Source organism: Vibrio breoganii, assembly GCF_024346795.1.
In the GTDB taxonomy this organism is placed as follows: domain Bacteria; phylum Pseudomonadota; class Gammaproteobacteria; order Enterobacterales; family Vibrionaceae; genus Vibrio; species Vibrio breoganii.
Genome location: NZ_AP024864.1, coordinates 1,784,608 through 1,801,775, shown reverse-complemented (window position 1 = coordinate 1,801,775; position 17,168 = coordinate 1,784,608). Strand labels below are relative to the sequence as shown.

Below are 17,168 nucleotides of genomic sequence, written 5' to 3'. Positions count from 1 at the left end.
AAGCGTCATTCTGACGCAGGTCAGGGTCTTCGAGTGCACATAGTTGTAAGATCCTAGTTACTTATAGACATGAAACTTAGTGGCTTAGGAATCGCAATGAAAGATAATAGCCTGCTCGCAATGATGCTCTTGGGTTGCATGTTAATGAGTCCCGCTGCATTCGCACAGGTAAACATTACCGATATTGCTCATGGCGGAATGGAGGCATGGAAAACCAAGGATATTACCACCCCAACTCGTTACAATGTCACCGACTATAAAAACCGGCCTGCGATACAGGCACGTAGCGATAATGCCGCTTCGGGTCTTGTCCTCAACAAGCGCATCGACCTCCTCGATACTCCTTACATGAATTGGTCATGGCTGGTAAAACAGTCTCTCCCTGCGCTTCAAGAAACCACCAAGCAAGGGGATGATTTTGCCGCGCGGGTATACGTGGTCATTGATGGAGGGATGAAGTTCTGGAACACAAAATCCATAAGCTATGTTTGGTCAAGTGCTCCGGCAGATGGTGAGGTTTGGGATAACCCCTTTGCAGGGGCTAATGTAAAAATGCTCGCCACCCGAGGTAGCGAGTCAAATTCTAAGCAGTGGTACGACGAAAAACGCAATATCTATCAAGACCTAATCCACTACTTTGGTGACAAGGGCAGTGATAAAGCCAATCAACAAAGCTATCGCTATATCGATATGGTGGCGATTATGACCGATACCGATAATAGCGGAAGCCATGCAGAGTCTTATTATGGCGATATTATCTTTTCTTCACGATGAGTGTGCAGCCGCATTCAGCTTACTGTTGACCCTTTTACTCAGAGCAAAAATCACAACTAAGGTTGAGGTATAGACGATCAGCTGCATTAGGCTTGGCTTCTCTGTGTAGCCGAACACAACATGCATTACTAGCGCTAGCCAGTTTGTATGGTGGTCAAAATAAGGGGTGGTATTCCAAACCTGTGGAATGAGTGATGGAACAAGCCCTATCGAAGAGAGTTTTGCCACCGCGTTGGCTGCCATGCCTGCAGACAAGAAGGTCATGATCACAGCAAAAACATCAAACACCTTGCCAATATTGACGCGAATAAGACCAAAGTACATGAGCACGCCTATCACTATGGCTTCAAGCGCCCCAAATACACTGCCTAGTATTATAGAGTGAACCGATACGCCAGATTGGCTCATCAGCCCCAGCAAAAATAGTACGACCTCGCTGCCTTCTCGCACCACAGTTAGGAATGCCACAATAGAGAGTGAAAGCAGAGGTGAAGCAGCATCGGAGACATCAATATTAGAGATCTTTTGACCTATCTTTTTGCCCTCTGATTTCATCCAAATGACAGTCCAAGCAATAAGTAGGCTAGCAAGGATGAGGATGATAGCCCCGGTTAGTTTCGCTTTAAGTAGCGAAGCTATATAGGCGTTAGACAATGCCAAGCTAGCCAGTAAAATTGATACACAAAGACCAGCGATACCGCCTAAAAGTATCCATTTATTTGCCCCCTTAACCTGATGTGTTGCCGCCAGTAGCAGGGTGATGATCAGCACCATCTCAAACCCTTCCCTAGAGACAATGGCCATACTTGCAAACATAACAACTCCGTTTATAAATGAAATGAGTTCTCATTATCAATAGAATGAGCGCCATGTTACAGATGGAAAAAGTGGAACTAAGATGCCGAATTTGGGATTACTGGTATAAAGGAAGTTCAGCCTCTCTTGGACTGGACTGATAGTAAAAAAGTATGATTCTGCGTGCTATTCGATAGCTGCTATCAATGGGTTTTCTGCCTTGATTGAAAATAACATAAGTCGGTTCCTTAAAGGTGATTTGTGTCGCTGTGATTGAGCTATTGTTAATGTATTGTGATTCGTAATGTTCAGGACTATTACGGATAAAGAGGATGTACCATGGTAGTGACAAAAGAGAACTTCAAGAAGGAAGTGGATAAGCGACACCAATCAGTATCAGACATGAAAGACAAAACGTTGCCAAAGTTTTTGGTGTTTTTTGCCTTGTTAGCGGGTTGGTGTTCCTTAGTGGTTTATTCGACGCTGACGAGTTAGTAGCAAATTGTTAACAAAAAAGGAGCAAAGGCTCCTTTTTTTGATCTCGTGCATAGCACTCATTATCTAGTTAATTATTTGTCTTTCAATACCTTAGTCTCTTTGTCTATCCTTCAGCCCGTTTTTGATATTCACGGTGTGACTGATTCGTGAGAATTAAGCTTTAGCCATCTAGACGTTTACACTTCACTGTAAGGTGGGTATGTTAATAGGGTAGGGATCACTAGGATGGATGATGTTAGAACTAAAACACTTACGGACAATGCAAGGACTGGCCAAATTTGGTTCTATCGCTAGCTGTGCCGAGAACTTGCATATTACGCAATCGGCGATCTCTCATCAGCTCAAAGAACTTGAGGTAAGAGTTGGTGGGCAATTGTTCTATCGCAAGACCAAGCCGATACGTTTTACCTCTCAAGGGCAGATTATCATTGAGCTTGCGAATCGGGTTTTGCCGCAGGTCTTGGCCACCGAACAGCAACTAAGCCAACCACAAGAAAATACCCGCTTTACCTTAGCCATTGATTGCCATTCTTGTTTTCAGTGGCTGCTACCAACAATCAAGCGCTTCCAAAGCCAATACGCAGAACTGGATGTAGACCTTGAGTCGGGTTTTCATCAGCACCCTCAAGAGCGCCTGCTAGCGGGTGAGATAGATCTAATGATTACCTCTGATATCGAAACTCGCGGAGATATCCATTTTCTGCCATTGTTCGGCTATGACCTGCAACTGGTGATGAGTAGCGATCACCCTTTGAATGGTAAACCTTTCATTGAACCCACTGACCTTGCCGCAGAGATATTGCTCACATACCCAGTAGATAAGCGCCGTATGGACGTTTATAACCTATTCCTTAAGCCAGAGCAGTGTGAGCCTCTTAAATGGAAGAAGGTAGACAATACATCAACGCTATTGCAGATGGTTTCAGGTGGCTTTGGGGTTGCGGCTTTGCCCGATTGGGCTGTGCGCACGTTTGAAAGCCAAGACCTTATCTCTACAAAGCCATTGGGCGGCGGAATACGACGCCATTTATATGCAGGTGTACGCGTGGCAGACAGCAAGTTGGAGCATATACAGGCATTTACCGAATTAACACAGACTCATCACGCCAACTAGAGCTCATCGGACGTGTTTCTGTTTTTCCTGCGTTTATGTGCGATGTTTGGTATTGATTAAAGAAAATGTGTTTTTGAGATTAATATGCGGTTAATTCTGATATATGATGACGCCTTCACATGCTACGGACTCAGCAAATGCTTAAAAATCTTCAGATGATCATGAATGTTTTCTTGGTCATGTTTAATACTGCTTACACCTCGTTTGTCGTCAGTATTCTGGCAATTATCAAAATAGTCTTGCCATTCGCCGGCGTCAAAGTCTCAATGAGCAAACTGGCCAACAAGCAGATGTGGCTTTGGGCAACGATTAATCTGTGGCTACTCAATGTCAATAACAAGATTGATTGGCAGATTGAGGGGGGAGAAAACCTTTCCACTGAGCAGTGGTATTTACTGATCTCCAATCACCTTAGCTGGGCTGATATCGTCATCTTATCTTCGGTGATGAAAGATAAGATCCCTATGGGTAAGTTCTTGCTTAAGCATAGCCTTTTATACGTTCCTTTTGTTGGCTTAGCATGCTGGGGTCTCGACATGCCGTTTATGCGTCGCCACTCCCATGAGTTTTTGGTGCGTAACCCTGAGCGTCGTAATGATGACTTTGATGCGATTAACAAGGCATGTGAGAAGTTTCGACGTGTACCTACGACCATGATCAGTTTTGCTGAAGGCACTCGTGCCAATCCAGAGAAAATGGCGACGGCGAAGACCCCTTATCAACACCTGTTGAAGCCAAAAACTGGTGGCGTTGCATTTACCCTTAACGCTATGAACGAGTTATTGGACGGGGTAGTGGATGTCACTCTTGCTTACCCTGAGAACCGCGAAGACCCATTTAACGACTTATTGAAGGGACGTCTAACTAAGGTTGTGGTGAATATTCGAGTGTTTGATATTGATGAGAATCTGCGTGGCGATTACTTTAATGACAAAGTGTTTAAGCGCGGTTTCCACCGATGGCTCAATACTGTGTGGCAAGAAAAAGATGAATATTTAAAGGGTGTTTACTCACCAAATAAAGACCAGTAAGAAAGAGGCAGCAGTAGCTGCCTTTTTTACGTCCCCTCCCCATAACTCTAGCCTCACATTTCATAACTACAGAGCGTGACCATGTTCGATATTCTGAAATTCAAGTCTCGCCTTTAGAACCCTCTTTTTGCATATTGCTGATTCGATCTATTTCATCGGTAGTAGTAATGAAAACTGAAAAAGAAAAGATGCTGGCTGGAGAGGCGTATGAAGCATGGGATGAGGAACTTCTCGCAGAAAGAACACACTGTCGTAAGGCGGTAAAAAAATTTAATGAGACCTTACCTGGAACACCGAACTGGCGTTCTACTTTAGAAAATCTGATCCCAGGAAGTGGTGATGCTTATATTGAGCCACCGTTTCGCTGTGACTACGGCTCTAACATCAAGCTGGGCAAAAATTTCTATGCCAATTTCAATTGCGTCATCTTAGATGTGAATACGGTAGAGATTGGCGACAATGTGATGTTTGCTCCCAACGTGCAAATATACACAGCTGGCCACCCGATTGATCCTGTACAGCGTATTGAAGTAGGCATTGAATTTGGTTTGCCTATTAAGATTGGCAACAATGTTTGGCTTGGTGGTGGCGTGATTGTCTGCCCTGGGGTGACCATTGGTGAAAACGCGGTTATTGGCGCGGGCAGTGTGGTTGTGAAAGATATTCCGGCTAACGTCGTAGCTGCAGGCAATCCCTGTAAAGTGATTCGTACTATTGACGTTTAGATTTAGGATGAGTCATAGCTGAATTTAAAAGGCGCTTCTTTAAGCGCCTTTTTTGATCCATTATCCGTTTGGCACTTCACTCTTGAAGCCTCGGTAGATATTGCCGTAGGTAATAATTGAAAACAGTGCAATGACACAACCAAGTTGCCATGCTTGGGTGAGCCCAAGGGCCATCAATCCCATACTAACAATCGAAGATATAATCATTTGTCCGCCGCCCGACATTGCCGCAGCAACGCCAGCTTTACGCCCGTATGGCTGCATTATCATGGCCTGTGCACAGGGCAGAGCTAAACCATTACCCAGCACCATAAACAGTTGCCCGATCATCAACCATAGAGGCTCTAACGGGCAGAATATCAGCCAAATAGCGCCAATCATTTGCAGAAACGGGGTGATTCGTAGCGTTTTATGGATGCCAATGGCTGGCCTGAGTCGGTTACTCAAAGAGGTACCAATCAGCATTCCTGCCGTTGGGATCAATGCCCACAAAGCGTATTGATCTGAGGTCATGCCAATTTGGTCTTGCATGATGAAGGGCATCAAGGAAACCGTGGTCACCACTAGGCTAAAGTTGAGCCATGAGATACTAGAAAAGCTAATGAAGTAGCGCGAACCCAGCAATTCTTTATATTGGCCTATCATGGAACCCACAGAAGGAATCTTGCGCTGGTCTAACATCGTCTCCTTAAAGTTCATCATGAGCACTAGCCAAGCGACTGCCACATAACAAAGCAAAGAGATAAACACCATGCCCCAGCCAAAGTAGTGGTTAATAAAACCACCGATGACGGGAGCGACTAATGGAGTGAGCGAGGCGACCATGGCGATGTAAGAGAGTGCCGTAGGCAATTGTGAACCTGTGTAGCTATCGCGGGTTGATGCTCTTGCCAGAACGGCGCAACACCCTGTACCTAATCCTTGTAGGAAGCGACCCAATACCATGGCGTGGAATGAGTCGGAATACAGGATAATGGCGCCCAACCCTAGCATGGCAATCAACAATCCACTCAAAAGCACTTTTTTACGGCCAAGGGCATCAGAAATGGGGCCATAGATGAATTGCGAAGGTCCAAATCCAAGTAAGTAAATACCTACTAGCAATTGAGCCTGATCCAATGTGATAGAGAAATCTTTGGCAATCCAAGGAAGAGAGGGGAAAACAAGACCCATACTCAACTGACCAATACTGATGATCAAACAGGCGAGAAAAATAGGCTTTTTACGAAATAGCTGAGTCATGGGTGTCCGGCTTGGTATACGCGATGAGCATTAGAAGGAGAATCATCGTGCTAAATTAGAAATTGAACCGAGGGTTCATCTAGCAGTATACCAAGCTTGTATGACTTTTTCTTAGCCTTTTGTGTTAGGAATGTGAAAGACGATCTTAAGGCCAGTTTCTTGTATTGAATCGCTAAAACCAACATCGATATCCATCTCATGCAGTTTTGCTACTACCGCCACTAATGCGAGTCCAAGTCCATGCCCTGGGGTGTTTCGAGATTTGTCCGCACGGTATAAGCGCTGCATGATTTTCTGCTGTTGATCCTTAGGCACGCCAGGGCCATTGTCTTGGATAATGAGAGCGTCTTGGGATAGCTGTATACTGACATGTGCCTGATTGGGACAATACTTATAGGCATTATCGAGCAGGTTGTAGATCAAGCGAAACAGCAAGGATGGCTCACCTTTCATGGCCACAGGAGAGAGGTCTATAGAGAGTGTTTGCTGTTTTTCTTCTAGTTGCGCCTCGGCAAGTTCAGCTGCATCTTGAATGATGCGAGACAGGTCTAACTCCACAAACTGGCTTTTATCGCCGATATTCTCCAGCTTACTGAGTTCAAGCATGGCATTGAAGGTTTGCAGTAGGTCATCAAACTCTTGTTGGATCTGGGTCATTTGTTCATCAGTTTGTTGTCTGTGTTCAGCACCGCTTTCTAAGATGGATAGGCGGTTTTTGATACGAGTAAGGGGCGTTCTCAGATCGTGAGCAATAGCGTCTGTCACCCCTTGGATCTGCGTAATTGATGACTCGATTTCATCCAACATAGCATTGATGTAGTGCGCGATGTTATCCCACTCATCATGAGAGTTATTGGTTTGAATTCTGCCCCCAAAACGCCCTTTCTCTATCTGAGAAACCACAGAGTGTATGCCGGATAATTGTGACTTCATCTTGCGGCGTATTATCCAGCTTGGGATTAGTGCGATGAAAAAGGCACAAATGAGCACCACGATAGCGGCATTTTCAAAGTTTTCACGTACCTGCCATAGGTATTCGCTATCGGTGGCAACCAGAACAGAATAACCGTCCATTTCAAACTGGCAGCCTTCCAATAAAGAGAGGTTGCCACTGTTGCCACGGACAACAGGAAAGGGCTTTAGTGTTGGACATGAGGGCAGCGTGCTTGGAAAATGATTGAGGGACCCATAGATCTCGCCTGTGTCACTTCGCAATACTGTAATAATGCCTTGTGGGTCGTAAAGGGTGTCATCAAGAAGGTCGGGCAGGGCGCTAGGCGCATTAGTTTCGCTGGCGCTTAGCAACTGCTGTGCGTGTTGTAGCAGGATTTGCTGACGTGACTGTATCAGTGGCTGTATGCTTAGTTGGTAGATGGTGAATAGTGCGACTGCTACGGCAAGCCAAAGCATGATTGCTATAGACAAAGAGAGTCGCCACAGAGAGTGACGACGCCAGGTGTTGTTCACCAATGCCTTGCCTTGAGCGAGCAGGTTATTCATGTCGCTTTTACCATCCGATAACCAGCGCCGCGTACCGTTTCAATAAGGTTAGGTTGCCCTTCAATTTCTAGCTTCTTTCTCAGGCGCGCAATGTGTACGTCTATGACATTGGTTTGAGGGTCAAAATTGTAATCCCATACCGCTTCAAACAATAGCGAGCGCGTCACTACTTGCCCGGCGTGTTCTACCAAGTAGCGCAGTAGCTTAAACTCTTTGGCTTGCAGGTTAACCTTTTGCGAAGCAACAAAGACCTCTTGTGACAACAGGTCTAACTGAATATGACCATTGCGAAGCTGGCTCTGAATCGATGGGGCGGATGACGACACTGCTCTGCTTGCTAGGATCTCTACACGGGCTATTAGTTCTGCTAACGCGAAGGGCTTGGTTAAGTAGTCATCTCCCCCCTGTTTCAGCCCTTTTACTCGTTCATCTACACTATCTAGTGCGCTAAGGATAAGTACTCGAGCAGTGGTATTTGCTGCTCGTAAAGTGGAAAGTACGGTGAGGCCGTCAATAGAGGGCAACATGCGATCGAGCACGATCACTTGATACTCTCCTTCAAGGGCAAGGAATAAACCATCCTGCCCATTATCTGCACTATCTACTTCATAGCCTTGTTGCTTGAGTGATTGACAAAGATACTCTCGAGTATCCTTATCATCTTCGATCACCAATACCTTCACTTAGACTGTCCTTATTTATGCTTCTTGTTCTTCATTACTGGGATTTCTTCACCAGTGGCAACATTAATCAGAAGCTTTTGTTTGCCTTGTTCAGTGCTTGCTAGCTCGACCTCATAAAAGACGATGCCTTTTTTACTTTCAAGCTCCACTTCTAAAGCCTTAGCAGAGTATTTCTCTTCGAGCTCGGTCAGCTTTTTCAGAATATCAAATTCGGCCTTTTGCACTTGTTCAATAGCGTAGCGCTCATCGTCATCTAAGTCACTGAAACCAAACGTGGTTAGGCTTTCAGACTTGTGTCTAAGTAGTGCGCCATCTTGCACTGAGTAGCTCATCTTATGTTTAAAGCCTTCGTTCAGGTCAATAACCTTAAATTCGTATGCGAACATAGTATCTTTGTAGTCGTCCAGCTCTACCTCAGTAACCACTCCCGTTGAGATAGAGCGAACCTCTGGCGCTAGATTCACTAGGGTGGCAGAGCCAGAGTTGATCGCCATTAGGCTTAGTGCGGCTTCTTGTTGGTCGTCTGCATGAACGAATGGCACAACAGAAAGAAGGCTGGCAAATAGTCCGGTTTTAAGTAGTTTCATGTTTGTTTTCCTCGGCTAGGTAGTCACTGAAAAATAATGAGCAAGAGCATGGGTGACTGAAAATAGAAACGCATAAGCTGTTGCACATACCAGTAGTCCGCGCTTGTTTGTGTGTCTCACTTTCGTCTCGCTCCATGTCTCTCGATATGCAGTTACTATAAAGGGCCGAGATAAACCCAAGATGGAGAGAAGATTAAATAAAATTAATCTTCTCAAATGTTGTTAGTAGAAGCAGTTATTAATAGTGCCAAGGGAACTTGGTGAAATCCTTTGCGCGCTTCTCAAGGAAAGCATCTCGGCCTTCTTGTGCTTCATCGGTGCCATAGGCTAGGCGAGTGGCTTCACCAGCAAACAGTTGCTGACCAACCAAGCCATCATCAGGCAGGTTGAAACCATATTTCAGCATACGCATTGCAGTAGGAGATTTACTGTTGATCTCGGCGGCCCAACGAAGTGCTTCTGTTTCAAGGTCGATGTGGTCGATGACTTTGTTAACCATGCCCATGTCATAGGCTTCTTGAGCGGTGTAATCAAAGCCGCAGAAAAAAATCTCTCGAGCACGCTTTTGACCAATCATTTTAGCCAGATAAGCGGAACCGTAACCAGAATCAAAGGACGCAACATCAGGGTCGGTTTGTTTGAAGACCGCGTGCTCTTTTGAGGCAAGTGTCAGGTCACACACTACATGCAGGCTATGCCCGCCACCCACGGCCCAGCCAGGAACCACGGCAATGACGACTTTTGGCATAAAGCGAATTAAGCGCTGAACCTCTAGGATATGTAGGCGACCCATGCGTGCGACATCTGCTACGTTCTCGCCATCACCCTCATATTTATAGCCATCTTTGCCACGAATACGTTGATCACCACCAGAAGAGAAAGACCATTGGCCTTTTTTAGAAGGACCATTGCCGGTCAATAATACACAGCCTACGTCTGACCACTGTCTTGCATGATCAAGTGCGGTATACAGCTCGTCTACCGTTCTAGGACGAAAGGCATTCAGGCAATCGGGGCGGTCAAAGGCAATACGAACTGTCCCTTGGGTCTTACTTCTGTGATAGGTAATATCTTCGAAGTCAAAACCGGGTACAGCTTCCCAAAGTTCGGGATTAAAAATAGATGAATTGGTGTCAGTCATGATAATTCTCACTGGATGTTTCTATTAGGCTAGGAATTTGCTCGGTGTCAGTCAACATGAGTCTATGATTTGTTTGGTTTTTTCGTTACTTGTGTCGTTAATTTCAGCAATGTCATGAGATTTCTGCCAAGGATTTCGAAATAGTGGATTGAACAACTATCTTGATGATGAACTTTTGTTATTATCGAGAGATATGAAACAAAATGTTAAGCAAGGACGATATGAATTTTTTTGTAGAGAAGAATGTAGCGAGAACATTCATAGTTTCAGCGGTAGCACTTGGCTTGGCAGCATGTAGTGTCAGCACGGATTATGACAGAGAAGTTGGCGCGCAAAATGCGACAGCGGTTGAAATGCAAATGGGTGTGTACGATAAAAATGAGATGGAAGCGTACGTACAGCAAATTGGTGCTCGTTTAGTCAGCCACATTGAAAACCCTGAATTTGAATTCCAGTTCAAGATCGTTGATGACGCCATCCCAAATGCCTTTGCACTTCCTGGTGGCTACATCTTTGTATCACGTGGACTGCTTAGCCTAGTGAATAATGAAGATGAACTCGCCTGTGTGATGGCGCACGAGATTATCCACGTGACCGAGCGTCACTCAGTGAAACAGATGCAATCGAGCGTGCTTCCAGGTCTTGTTGAGCTGCCGGGTAATATTGTGGGTGGTGTTATCAACGAAGATCTTGGCGACCTTATTAATGCGCCAATCACGACCAGCAATAGCTTGTTGATGGCAGGCTACAGTCGCGGCCATGAAAGTGACGCGGATAGACTCGGTATTCAACTGGCAGCCAAAGCGGGCTACAACCCTCTTGCGATGAACAGCATCTTGTTCCGCCTTAATAGAGCGGTAGAGATCCAAACTAAGCAAGAGTCAGAAAAAAGCTATTTTGATTCTCACCCCTATACGCCAGATCGTGTATCTGATGTAAAAAAGGTAGCCAAAGATCTCAAGGTGGCTGAATTGGCACCAATCCACAAAGATTTCGTTTCTCAAATTGATGGCTTACTGGTAGGAGAAAATCCAGGTAAGGGGTTGTTTAGAGAGCAAACCTTCTTACAGCCTGATATGAAATTTGTTATCGACTTCCCTGAAGAGTGGCAAACCGTTAATCAAGCTGCCGCTGTAGCTGCGGTGGATAAAGAACAAGATGCAGCGGTTGTATTGAGTCTTGCGTCTAACGAGTTTAGTGCCAAAGAACATGCGCTTCGCTTCCAAAACGAGCTTAAGCGTCGCTATAACATGGAGCTCGATGTTGATGAGAAGAAACTGGATTGGGGAAATTCAATCTACAGTATCACCCTTACCAACCAGCAAAAGCAGGGCACCAGTTACATGACTCGCGGTTGGGTTAATCTAGGTATTGATACCTATCAGATCGTGACTATCTCTACCGAGGAAAAGCAGAAAGTTGCCAATGAAAGCGCTAGCACTTTTCGCCCAATGACAGAGGAAGAGTTGGCCTCTATTACTCAATTAGAGCTTAAGGTGGTTGACGCTAAGCAAGGCGAAACAATCGATGCTATCTATAAAGCAACGAACAGTAAGACCTCAGCCGAACTCTTGGCGGTAATGAACGCCGTTGATGAGACTGAAGCGCTTAAATCTGGAGATAAAGTGAAGGTCGTTGTTGAAGCGCCTTACAAGTAACTAGCGCATCAAAAGAATAAAAGAGAGGCAGATTGCCTCTCTTTTGTGTTTGTAGCGAGGGTCTGTTGACCTTTTGCGATTAAATTTTGCTCGACCAGAAGTTATTTAATCAAGGCGAGGGACTTGCCGCCTAGTCATCTAAGCAAAAGTCGCTCAACGCAGAGTAAATGGGTTCTGGACGAGCCCTTCTTGCCGAGCCCTTCGGGTAGAGCTTTGTTGGGCATTTCTACCGCGTTAGTCACTTTTCACGTGGAACCACCACACCTAAAAGCGACTGCCTTGTATTAATACCCAACAAATCGCTACAAAAATAACCTCAAAAGGTCAACAGACCCTAGATAAACTTCAGCTTTTTCAACACCAAAACCTCGACGGCAACGATTCCAAATAAAGCAATGCAGAACAGAGTAAAAGCCCAAGGATTATCTACCCCAGGGATCCCACCTATATTCACGCCCAGTAAACCAGTAAAAAAGCCAGCAGGAAGAAACAGCCCAGCCACCACCGAGAATAAGTAAGTATTGCGATTCATGCGCTCGGCTTGTAATTGGCTGATACTGCTTAGGAATACACTGATTTGCTCGAGATAGAACTCAATGGATTCATTAAGTCGAATAACCGTATCTAGGCTGTTCTTAAAATGGTTGTGATTATAGCTGAGTGGAGTAACGTTGGCGGCAATCAGGTCTTCAAATACATACCGCTGGGGTTTTAGGTATCGACGAAGCCGTAGCAGCCTAGAATGTAGGGTATTGATGTAGGCTAAATCAACTTTACTTGAGCTTTCTAGGTGGTCAATGTGCTCCTCGACAGGGGTAAGAAACTCGGCAATGATGGTATTCACTCCGTTGGTCATCTCAAGTAAAAGAGACGATAGATTATTTGGGCCTTGACCGTTTTCTAGTTTTCCAATGAGAGTGTTGACCGCCCTAGATGGGATCTTTCGAGTAGAAATAAGAGTTCCTCTAAACCATAAGATGCGAAGGCTAAGCATGTCATCTGGGTCGGCATTATGGTTGAGGTTTATGCCTCTTAGAATAATCAAGAAACAATCTTCAGCAAACTGCTCAAATCTAGGGCGGGTGTCATTGGCCAATAAGGATTCAATCATGGCTGCTGGTATCATTTGTTGTGCAAGCCACGGTTTGAGTTCGTCATGATCCCTTTGGCAGTGATACCAACATTCAGCTTTAAGTTTGTCGAATGACTTGACGATAGAAGCCTCGCCTTGTGAAAAATCCCAACTAGAGATAACGAATTGATTCATAAGTAACCTTTGTGTGTTTGCCCAGCAACAACTAGCATTAATCTTAGTCAATCTAATTAATCCGGCAGCGAGAAAAGCTGTATTTATTTAAGCCATAGAGGTTATGGAGAGAGTCGATGAAGTTCAGCTTCAATATGGAGGATGCCAGTCAGGTATTTGTTGGGGCGTTTGCTCTTGCAGTGCCTATTTCATTTTCTGAAGAAGCTTGGCGGCTAGGGGAAACCTTACCACTGGGAAACTTGATGATGTTGTTTGCGTTATCGGTGATTTTTCTAGGGGTGTTTACCTATCAGAGCGTGTTTCAAAAGAACGTTCGTCATCGGCTGTTTGTGTTTCTGTTTCGTATCTTTATCGCTTACGTTATAACGGCGCTGGTGGTGAGTTTAGTACTGTTTTGTCTAGATAAGCTACCGCTACTCACTGACCCTATGACATCACTCAAGCGTGTGATTGTCATTACCATGCCTGCATCAATGGGGGCGATTGTTGTGGATAGCTTTGATAAAGAGTAGCTATCCACAATGCATTATTTTGCTAGCTGTAATACAGGCAAATTTTCTGCCCGTTGGCTTCACTGATAGTAAAGTCTATTTCGTATATCCCGCTTAGGGTTTCGGCATCAATCACTTGCTCAGTCTTACCTTGTACTATCACCTCTCCAAGCTTCATGGCGATGATGTTATCGGAATAAACCGATGCAAAGTTGATGTCGTGAATAACAATAACCACTGCTTTGCCAGACTCGTGAGCAAGCTTTTGCAGCGACTTCATAATGGCCACTGAATGCTTGATATCAAGGTTGTTTAGCGGCTCATCAAGGAAGATATAGTCCGTATCTTGCGCCACTACCATGGCAATAAAGGCCATTTGTCTTTGGCCACCAGAGAGCTGGTCAAGAAAGCGGTCTTGAATATCGATGATATCGAGTTGTTTTAGAGCGCGGTCAATGATCTCTTCGTCGCTAGGGGTGAGTCGACCATTGCTGTGAGGAAATCGCCCAAAGGCAACCAATTCACGCACGGTGAAGCGCATATTGATGTTATTGCTTTGACGCAGCACCGCTAGGCGTTTTGCCAATGCTTGAGTGTCCCATTGAGATAGGGGCTTTTCAGCGATTAATACTTGCCCAGCATCACTATCGGTTAGGCGACTTGCCATCGACAGTAATGTACTTTTTCCTGCGCCATTAGGGCCAATGATGCTGGTGACCTCACCAACGGGGAAGAGGGCGTCTGCATTATTAACAACGTATTTGTCGTTGTATTTCTTACTTAGTCCAGTAATTTTAATCATGGTTAGCTGATCTTGTTTCGTACGAGTAGGCTCAGGAAGTAACTTCCGCCGACAAAGTTGATAATAACGCTGATGGTGGTTTGAAAATCGAGCAAGTGCTCAACCAACCACTGTCCACTGATCAGTAGTGCAATAGAGACTACACAACTGCTAGCGATGAGAAATCGGTGCTGGAAACCGGTAAATATTTGCCGAGTCAGGCTCACTACAATTAGGCCCAGAAACAGCACCGGACCCACTAGCGCCGTCGATATCGAGACTAGTAAGGTGGTAACGAACATGACCTTTTTAGTGAGCTTTACGGTGTCTACCCCTAGGCTTTTGGCGTTGTCCATACCCAGCCAAAGCACGTCCAGTTGCGAGGCATATCGATAGAGGTAAGCAATGCAACCCAATAAGGGCAGGGTGCACCAATACACTAATTCTGTGCTGACATTGTTGAAGCTGGCAAACATCGAATTTTGGATAGCGATAAACTCGTCAGGGTCTATCACCATAGTGAAAAAACCGGTAACGCTGTTAAATAAGCTGCCACACACCACGCCGATCAGCAGTAGGGTAAAGATATTGGTTCTTTGCTTCTTGAAGTACAGTCCAAATAAGAATGTCGCCAATACCGCCATAATCGAAGTTGAAAGCACAAAATTGATCTTGGCGTCGGTGATCCAGATGCTCAGTCCGCCAAAGCTTGCCACCAAGATCACTTGGATCATGATGTAAAGTGCATCGAAGCCGAGGATTGACGGGGTCAAAATTCGGTTATTAGTGACCGTCTGGAACACTAAGGACGAGGCCGCAATTGCCATGCCAGCTAATACGATGGCCAGCACCTTAGGTATGCGGCGTGACAGGAAGAATTGATAGTTATCCACTGTCAGTCCTTTGCCAAGAAAGTAACCAATAAACAGTAAAGAGAAGCCTAGGATGAGGGCAAGTTTGGTCGAATCACGCATTGCTCTTATCCTTCAATATCAGGTGGATGAAGACCACACCGCCCAAGATGCTGATCACCATGGAAATAGGGATTTCATAAGGGAATAAGATCACTCGCCCTAACACATCGCAGGCCAGCACTAGCATGATCCCGGTATACGCTGTCCATGGTAGGTTCTTGCGCATATTATCGCCAACAAACATAGACACCAGGTTGGGAACAATCAGTCCAAGGAAGGGGATGACGCCCACAATCATGACTACTGATGAAGAGAGTACGGCCACCAACAGCACGCCGATAAAGACGATTTTTTGATAGTTCAGACCAATGTTTTTCGCAAAGCTTTCGCCAATACTGGTCGCGCTAAATTGACTGGCAAACCCATACGCGAGCAGGGATGCAGGTATGGCTAAGTAGAGAAACTCGTAGTTGCCCTGCAGTACAGAGGCAAAATTCGCCACTGTCCAAGACGACATGCTCTGCACTAGGTCATATTTATAAGCAACAAATGTGGTCAGCGCCGAGATGATGTTGCCGTACATGATGCCGATAAGAGGCACTAGCATGGCATTCTTGAATTTCAGACTCTGCAAGAAGCGGACGAAGACTAGAGTACCGATTACTGAGAAGGTGAAAATAAGCGCAAGGTGCGCCCAGCCGCTGATATCGGAGAAAACCACCAGGCTCAATACATAACCCAATAGTGCACAGTCTATGGTGCCGGTGGTTGAGGGAGCGGCAAAGCGGTTTTGCACGATTTGCTGCATGATGAGACCGGCAATACTTAGGCCTGCCCCTGCAAGGCAAATAGCAATGAGACGTGGAAGTCGGCTCTCAAATAGGATGTGCCAAGCGTGACTGTCTCCCTCAATCAGAGCAGACAAATTCATGCTGGCAACGCCAATAAACAAAGAGGCTGACCCTAATACAATGAAGGCCAGCGCAGACAGATAGTGATGTACTTTCATCTGATTAGTCGTTTAGAACCTACTACAGAACAGATTCAACATCATCAATCATGATGTGTGTTGCTTTATATCCGCCAGCACTTAGGTACCAAGCTGCTGGGTCCATAAAGACCATCTTTTCATGCTTATAGGCAGGAGTGCTATGCACTAGGGCATTATCAAATAGGGCTTGCGCACGGCCGTTACTGGTGCCAATAGCTTGTTCTCTATCGAGAATAATCATTGCGTCAGGTTTCGCTTGAGCAATGTATTCAAAGGAGATGAGATTTCCGTGAGGACCTGTCGGTTTGGTCGATGGCGCGCTTGCTGATTTAAAGCCAAAGTCTTCAAATATGATTGAGAAGCGACTCTGCTCACCATACATGGCCAGATTGTTGCCATTGTTCATCACAGCCAAAGTACGAAGGTTTTCTTTGCTTGCTAGGATATGAACGTTTTGCATTCTTTCATCGGTATTCTTGATAAGCGACTCAGCGATGTCTTGCTTATCAAAAATGTCACCCAAAACACGCCAATGGTGCTGAGTAGTCTTCCAATAGTCTTTGTTATCGATCTGGAACAGGTAGGTCGGTGCAATCTGGCTTAGTTCTTTATACATTGCCGCCTGACGACCTTCGGCAATGATGATGTCCGGCTTAAGCATGTAGATGCTCTCAAAGTTTGGCTCTTTCAGAGAGCCAACCGTTTCATATTCGTTCCCTGCATATTGAGAGATAAAGTGTGGAAGCAGAGGCTTTACAACACCAACAGGCTTAACGCCTAATTCATCCAGAATATCTAGGCTACCATGGCCCAAAACCACCACACGCTTTGGTGTTTGATTAATTTCGATAGTTCCCATTGTGTGGGTGATTTCTTTAGCTTGAATCGCTTGTGGTAAAAGGACTGAGCAAAGAACGGATAAGGAGGTCACTAGATGCTTTATGGTTTTATTTTTTAACATAGTGCTAATATCACA

General features: G+C 45.3%; 18 protein-coding genes. 7 read left to right on the top strand and 11 right to left on the bottom strand.

Annotation, left to right across the window (positions count from 1 at the left end; all coding sequences use genetic code 11):
* Positions 1-96: 96 nt before the first annotated feature.
* On the top strand, positions 97-774 hold the full coding sequence (locus OCU35_RS08445) for a DUF3047 domain-containing protein (protein WP_261825156.1): 678 nt from the start codon (positions 97-99) through the stop codon (positions 772-774).
* On the opposite strand, the gene OCU35_RS08440 is transcribed toward OCU35_RS08445, so the two are convergent.
* Positions 766-1,590, bottom strand: coding sequence for an FTR1 family iron permease (locus tag OCU35_RS08440; protein WP_261825155.1), 825 nt, complete (start codon positions 1,588-1,590; stop codon positions 766-768). The two genes, OCU35_RS08445 and OCU35_RS08440, sit on opposite strands and share 9 nt — an antisense overlap.
* 318 nt (positions 1,591-1,908) lie before the next feature.
* Between OCU35_RS08440 and OCU35_RS08435 the strand changes: the two genes are divergently transcribed.
* The 4 genes from OCU35_RS08435 to OCU35_RS08420 all read left to right on the top strand — a co-directional run bounded on the left by OCU35_RS08435 (position 1,909) and on the right by OCU35_RS08420 (position 4,937).
* Entirely contained in the window at positions 1,909-2,064 is a 156-nt protein-coding gene (locus OCU35_RS08435) for a hypothetical protein (RefSeq protein ID WP_017029696.1), read from the top strand.
* A 235-nt stretch (positions 2,065-2,299) separates the two neighbouring features.
* Positions 2,300-3,181 (top strand): LysR substrate-binding domain-containing protein, encoded by an 882-nt coding sequence (locus tag OCU35_RS08430; protein WP_261825912.1) that lies wholly within the window; start codon positions 2,300-2,302, stop codon positions 3,179-3,181.
* 137 nt (positions 3,182-3,318) lie between these two features.
* Positions 3,319-4,212: an acyltransferase gene (locus OCU35_RS08425; protein ID WP_017029698.1), complete on the top strand. Its 894-nt coding sequence runs from the start codon at positions 3,319-3,321 to the stop codon at positions 4,210-4,212.
* 167 nt (positions 4,213-4,379) lie between these two features.
* Entirely contained in the window at positions 4,380-4,937 is a 558-nt protein-coding gene (locus OCU35_RS08420; RefSeq protein WP_102429578.1) for a sugar O-acetyltransferase, read from the top strand.
* 60 nt (positions 4,938-4,997) lie between these two features.
* Here the strand turns inward: OCU35_RS08420 and OCU35_RS08415 are convergent, their stop codons facing one another.
* From OCU35_RS08415 to OCU35_RS08395, 5 genes are all read right to left on the bottom strand, one after another.
* Positions 4,998-6,179 (bottom strand): multidrug effflux MFS transporter, encoded by a 1,182-nt coding sequence (locus OCU35_RS08415; RefSeq protein ID WP_261825154.1) that lies wholly within the window; start codon positions 6,177-6,179, stop codon positions 4,998-5,000.
* Positions 6,180-6,290: 111 nt separating this feature from the next.
* Positions 6,291-7,679: a HAMP domain-containing sensor histidine kinase gene (locus OCU35_RS08410; protein WP_261825153.1), complete on the bottom strand. Its 1,389-nt coding sequence runs from the start codon at positions 7,677-7,679 to the stop codon at positions 6,291-6,293.
* Positions 7,676-8,362 carry a response regulator transcription factor gene (locus tag OCU35_RS08405; protein ID WP_017029702.1) on the bottom strand — a complete coding sequence of 229 codons (687 nt, stop codon included), beginning with the start codon at positions 8,360-8,362 and terminating at the stop codon, positions 7,676-7,678. Before OCU35_RS08405 ends, OCU35_RS08410 begins: the two co-directional genes overlap by 4 nt.
* 11 nt (positions 8,363-8,373) lie before the next feature.
* The gene (locus OCU35_RS08400) at positions 8,374-8,949 is read right to left on the bottom strand and encodes a PepSY domain-containing protein (protein WP_102538864.1); all 576 of its coding nucleotides are present in this window, start codon (positions 8,947-8,949) and stop codon (positions 8,374-8,376) included.
* Between the two features lie 238 nt (positions 8,950-9,187).
* Complete coding sequence (locus OCU35_RS08395) at positions 9,188-10,090, bottom strand: 1,4-dihydroxy-2-naphthoyl-CoA synthase (RefSeq protein ID WP_017029704.1); 903 nt, start codon at positions 10,088-10,090, stop codon at positions 9,188-9,190.
* 221 nt (positions 10,091-10,311) lie between these two features.
* Between OCU35_RS08395 and OCU35_RS08390 the strand changes: the two genes are divergently transcribed.
* Entirely contained in the window at positions 10,312-11,748 is a 1,437-nt protein-coding gene (locus OCU35_RS08390; protein ID WP_261825152.1) for a M48 family metalloprotease, read from the top strand.
* Between the two features lie 334 nt (positions 11,749-12,082).
* On the opposite strand, the gene OCU35_RS08385 is transcribed toward OCU35_RS08390, so the two are convergent.
* The gene (locus tag OCU35_RS08385) at positions 12,083-13,015 is read right to left on the bottom strand and encodes a CorA family divalent cation transporter (protein WP_017029706.1); all 933 of its coding nucleotides are present in this window, start codon (positions 13,013-13,015) and stop codon (positions 12,083-12,085) included.
* A 116-nt stretch (positions 13,016-13,131) separates the two neighbouring features.
* Between OCU35_RS08385 and OCU35_RS08380 the strand changes: the two genes are divergently transcribed.
* Positions 13,132-13,527 carry a DUF2391 family protein gene (locus OCU35_RS08380; RefSeq protein ID WP_017029707.1) on the top strand — a complete coding sequence of 132 codons (396 nt, stop codon included), beginning with the start codon at positions 13,132-13,134 and terminating at the stop codon, positions 13,525-13,527.
* A gap of 22 nt (positions 13,528-13,549) precedes the next feature.
* Here OCU35_RS08380 and OCU35_RS08375 read toward each other — a convergent pair whose 3' ends face one another.
* The 4 genes from OCU35_RS08375 to OCU35_RS08360 are packed head-to-tail and all read right to left on the bottom strand — an operon-like array spanning position 13,550 to position 17,153.
* Positions 13,550-14,308 carry an iron ABC transporter ATP-binding protein gene (locus OCU35_RS08375; protein WP_017030906.1) on the bottom strand — a complete coding sequence of 253 codons (759 nt, stop codon included), beginning with the start codon at positions 14,306-14,308 and terminating at the stop codon, positions 13,550-13,552.
* A 2-nt stretch (positions 14,309-14,310) separates the two neighbouring features.
* Positions 14,311-15,261, bottom strand: a complete 951-nt coding sequence (locus OCU35_RS08370; RefSeq protein ID WP_065599191.1) for an iron chelate uptake ABC transporter family permease subunit — start codon at positions 15,259-15,261, stop codon at positions 14,311-14,313.
* Positions 15,254-16,210: an ABC transporter permease gene (locus tag OCU35_RS08365; protein ID WP_065599190.1), complete on the bottom strand. Its 957-nt coding sequence runs from the start codon at positions 16,208-16,210 to the stop codon at positions 15,254-15,256. The genes OCU35_RS08370 and OCU35_RS08365 overlap by 8 nt, the downstream gene beginning before the upstream one ends.
* 22 nt (positions 16,211-16,232) lie before the next feature.
* Positions 16,233-17,153 carry a siderophore ABC transporter substrate-binding protein gene (locus OCU35_RS08360; protein ID WP_206170408.1) on the bottom strand — a complete coding sequence of 307 codons (921 nt, stop codon included), beginning with the start codon at positions 17,151-17,153 and terminating at the stop codon, positions 16,233-16,235.
* Positions 17,154-17,168 lie beyond the last annotated feature (15 nt).

Excerpts from the sequence above, each read along its gene's own strand:
- OCU35_RS08360 (WP_206170408.1), bottom strand. The coding sequence starts at position 17,153 with ATGTTAAAAAATAAAACCATAAAGCATCTAGTGACCTCCTTATCCGTT.
- OCU35_RS08430 (WP_261825912.1), top strand. The coding sequence starts at position 2,300 with ATGTTAGAACTAAAACACTTACGGACAATGCAAGGACTGGCCAAATTT.
- OCU35_RS08385 (WP_017029706.1), bottom strand. The coding sequence starts at position 13,015 with ATGAATCAATTCGTTATCTCTAGTTGGGATTTTTCACAAGGCGAGGCT.
- OCU35_RS08380 (WP_017029707.1), top strand. The coding sequence starts at position 13,132 with ATGAAGTTCAGCTTCAATATGGAGGATGCCAGTCAGGTATTTGTTGGG.
- OCU35_RS08440 (WP_261825155.1), bottom strand. The coding sequence starts at position 1,590 with ATGTTTGCAAGTATGGCCATTGTCTCTAGGGAAGGGTTTGAGATGGTG.
- OCU35_RS08395 (WP_017029704.1), bottom strand. The coding sequence starts at position 10,090 with ATGACTGACACCAATTCATCTATTTTTAATCCCGAACTTTGGGAAGCT.
- OCU35_RS08410 (WP_261825153.1), bottom strand. The coding sequence starts at position 7,679 with ATGAATAACCTGCTCGCTCAAGGCAAGGCATTGGTGAACAACACCTGG.
- OCU35_RS08400 (WP_102538864.1), bottom strand. The coding sequence starts at position 8,949 with ATGAAACTACTTAAAACCGGACTATTTGCCAGCCTTCTTTCTGTTGTG.
- OCU35_RS08435 (WP_017029696.1), top strand. The coding sequence starts at position 1,909 with ATGGTAGTGACAAAAGAGAACTTCAAGAAGGAAGTGGATAAGCGACAC.
- OCU35_RS08390 (WP_261825152.1), top strand. The coding sequence starts at position 10,312 with ATGAATTTTTTTGTAGAGAAGAATGTAGCGAGAACATTCATAGTTTCA.
- OCU35_RS08370 (WP_065599191.1), bottom strand. The coding sequence starts at position 15,261 with ATGCGTGATTCGACCAAACTTGCCCTCATCCTAGGCTTCTCTTTACTG.
- OCU35_RS08445 (WP_261825156.1), top strand. The coding sequence starts at position 97 with ATGAAAGATAATAGCCTGCTCGCAATGATGCTCTTGGGTTGCATGTTA.
- OCU35_RS08365 (WP_065599190.1), bottom strand. The coding sequence starts at position 16,210 with ATGAAAGTACATCACTATCTGTCTGCGCTGGCCTTCATTGTATTAGGG.
- OCU35_RS08375 (WP_017030906.1), bottom strand. The coding sequence starts at position 14,308 with ATGATTAAAATTACTGGACTAAGTAAGAAATACAACGACAAATACGTT.
- OCU35_RS08425 (WP_017029698.1), top strand. The coding sequence starts at position 3,319 with ATGCTTAAAAATCTTCAGATGATCATGAATGTTTTCTTGGTCATGTTT.
- OCU35_RS08420 (WP_102429578.1), top strand. The coding sequence starts at position 4,380 with ATGAAAACTGAAAAAGAAAAGATGCTGGCTGGAGAGGCGTATGAAGCA.
- OCU35_RS08415 (WP_261825154.1), bottom strand. The coding sequence starts at position 6,179 with ATGACTCAGCTATTTCGTAAAAAGCCTATTTTTCTCGCCTGTTTGATC.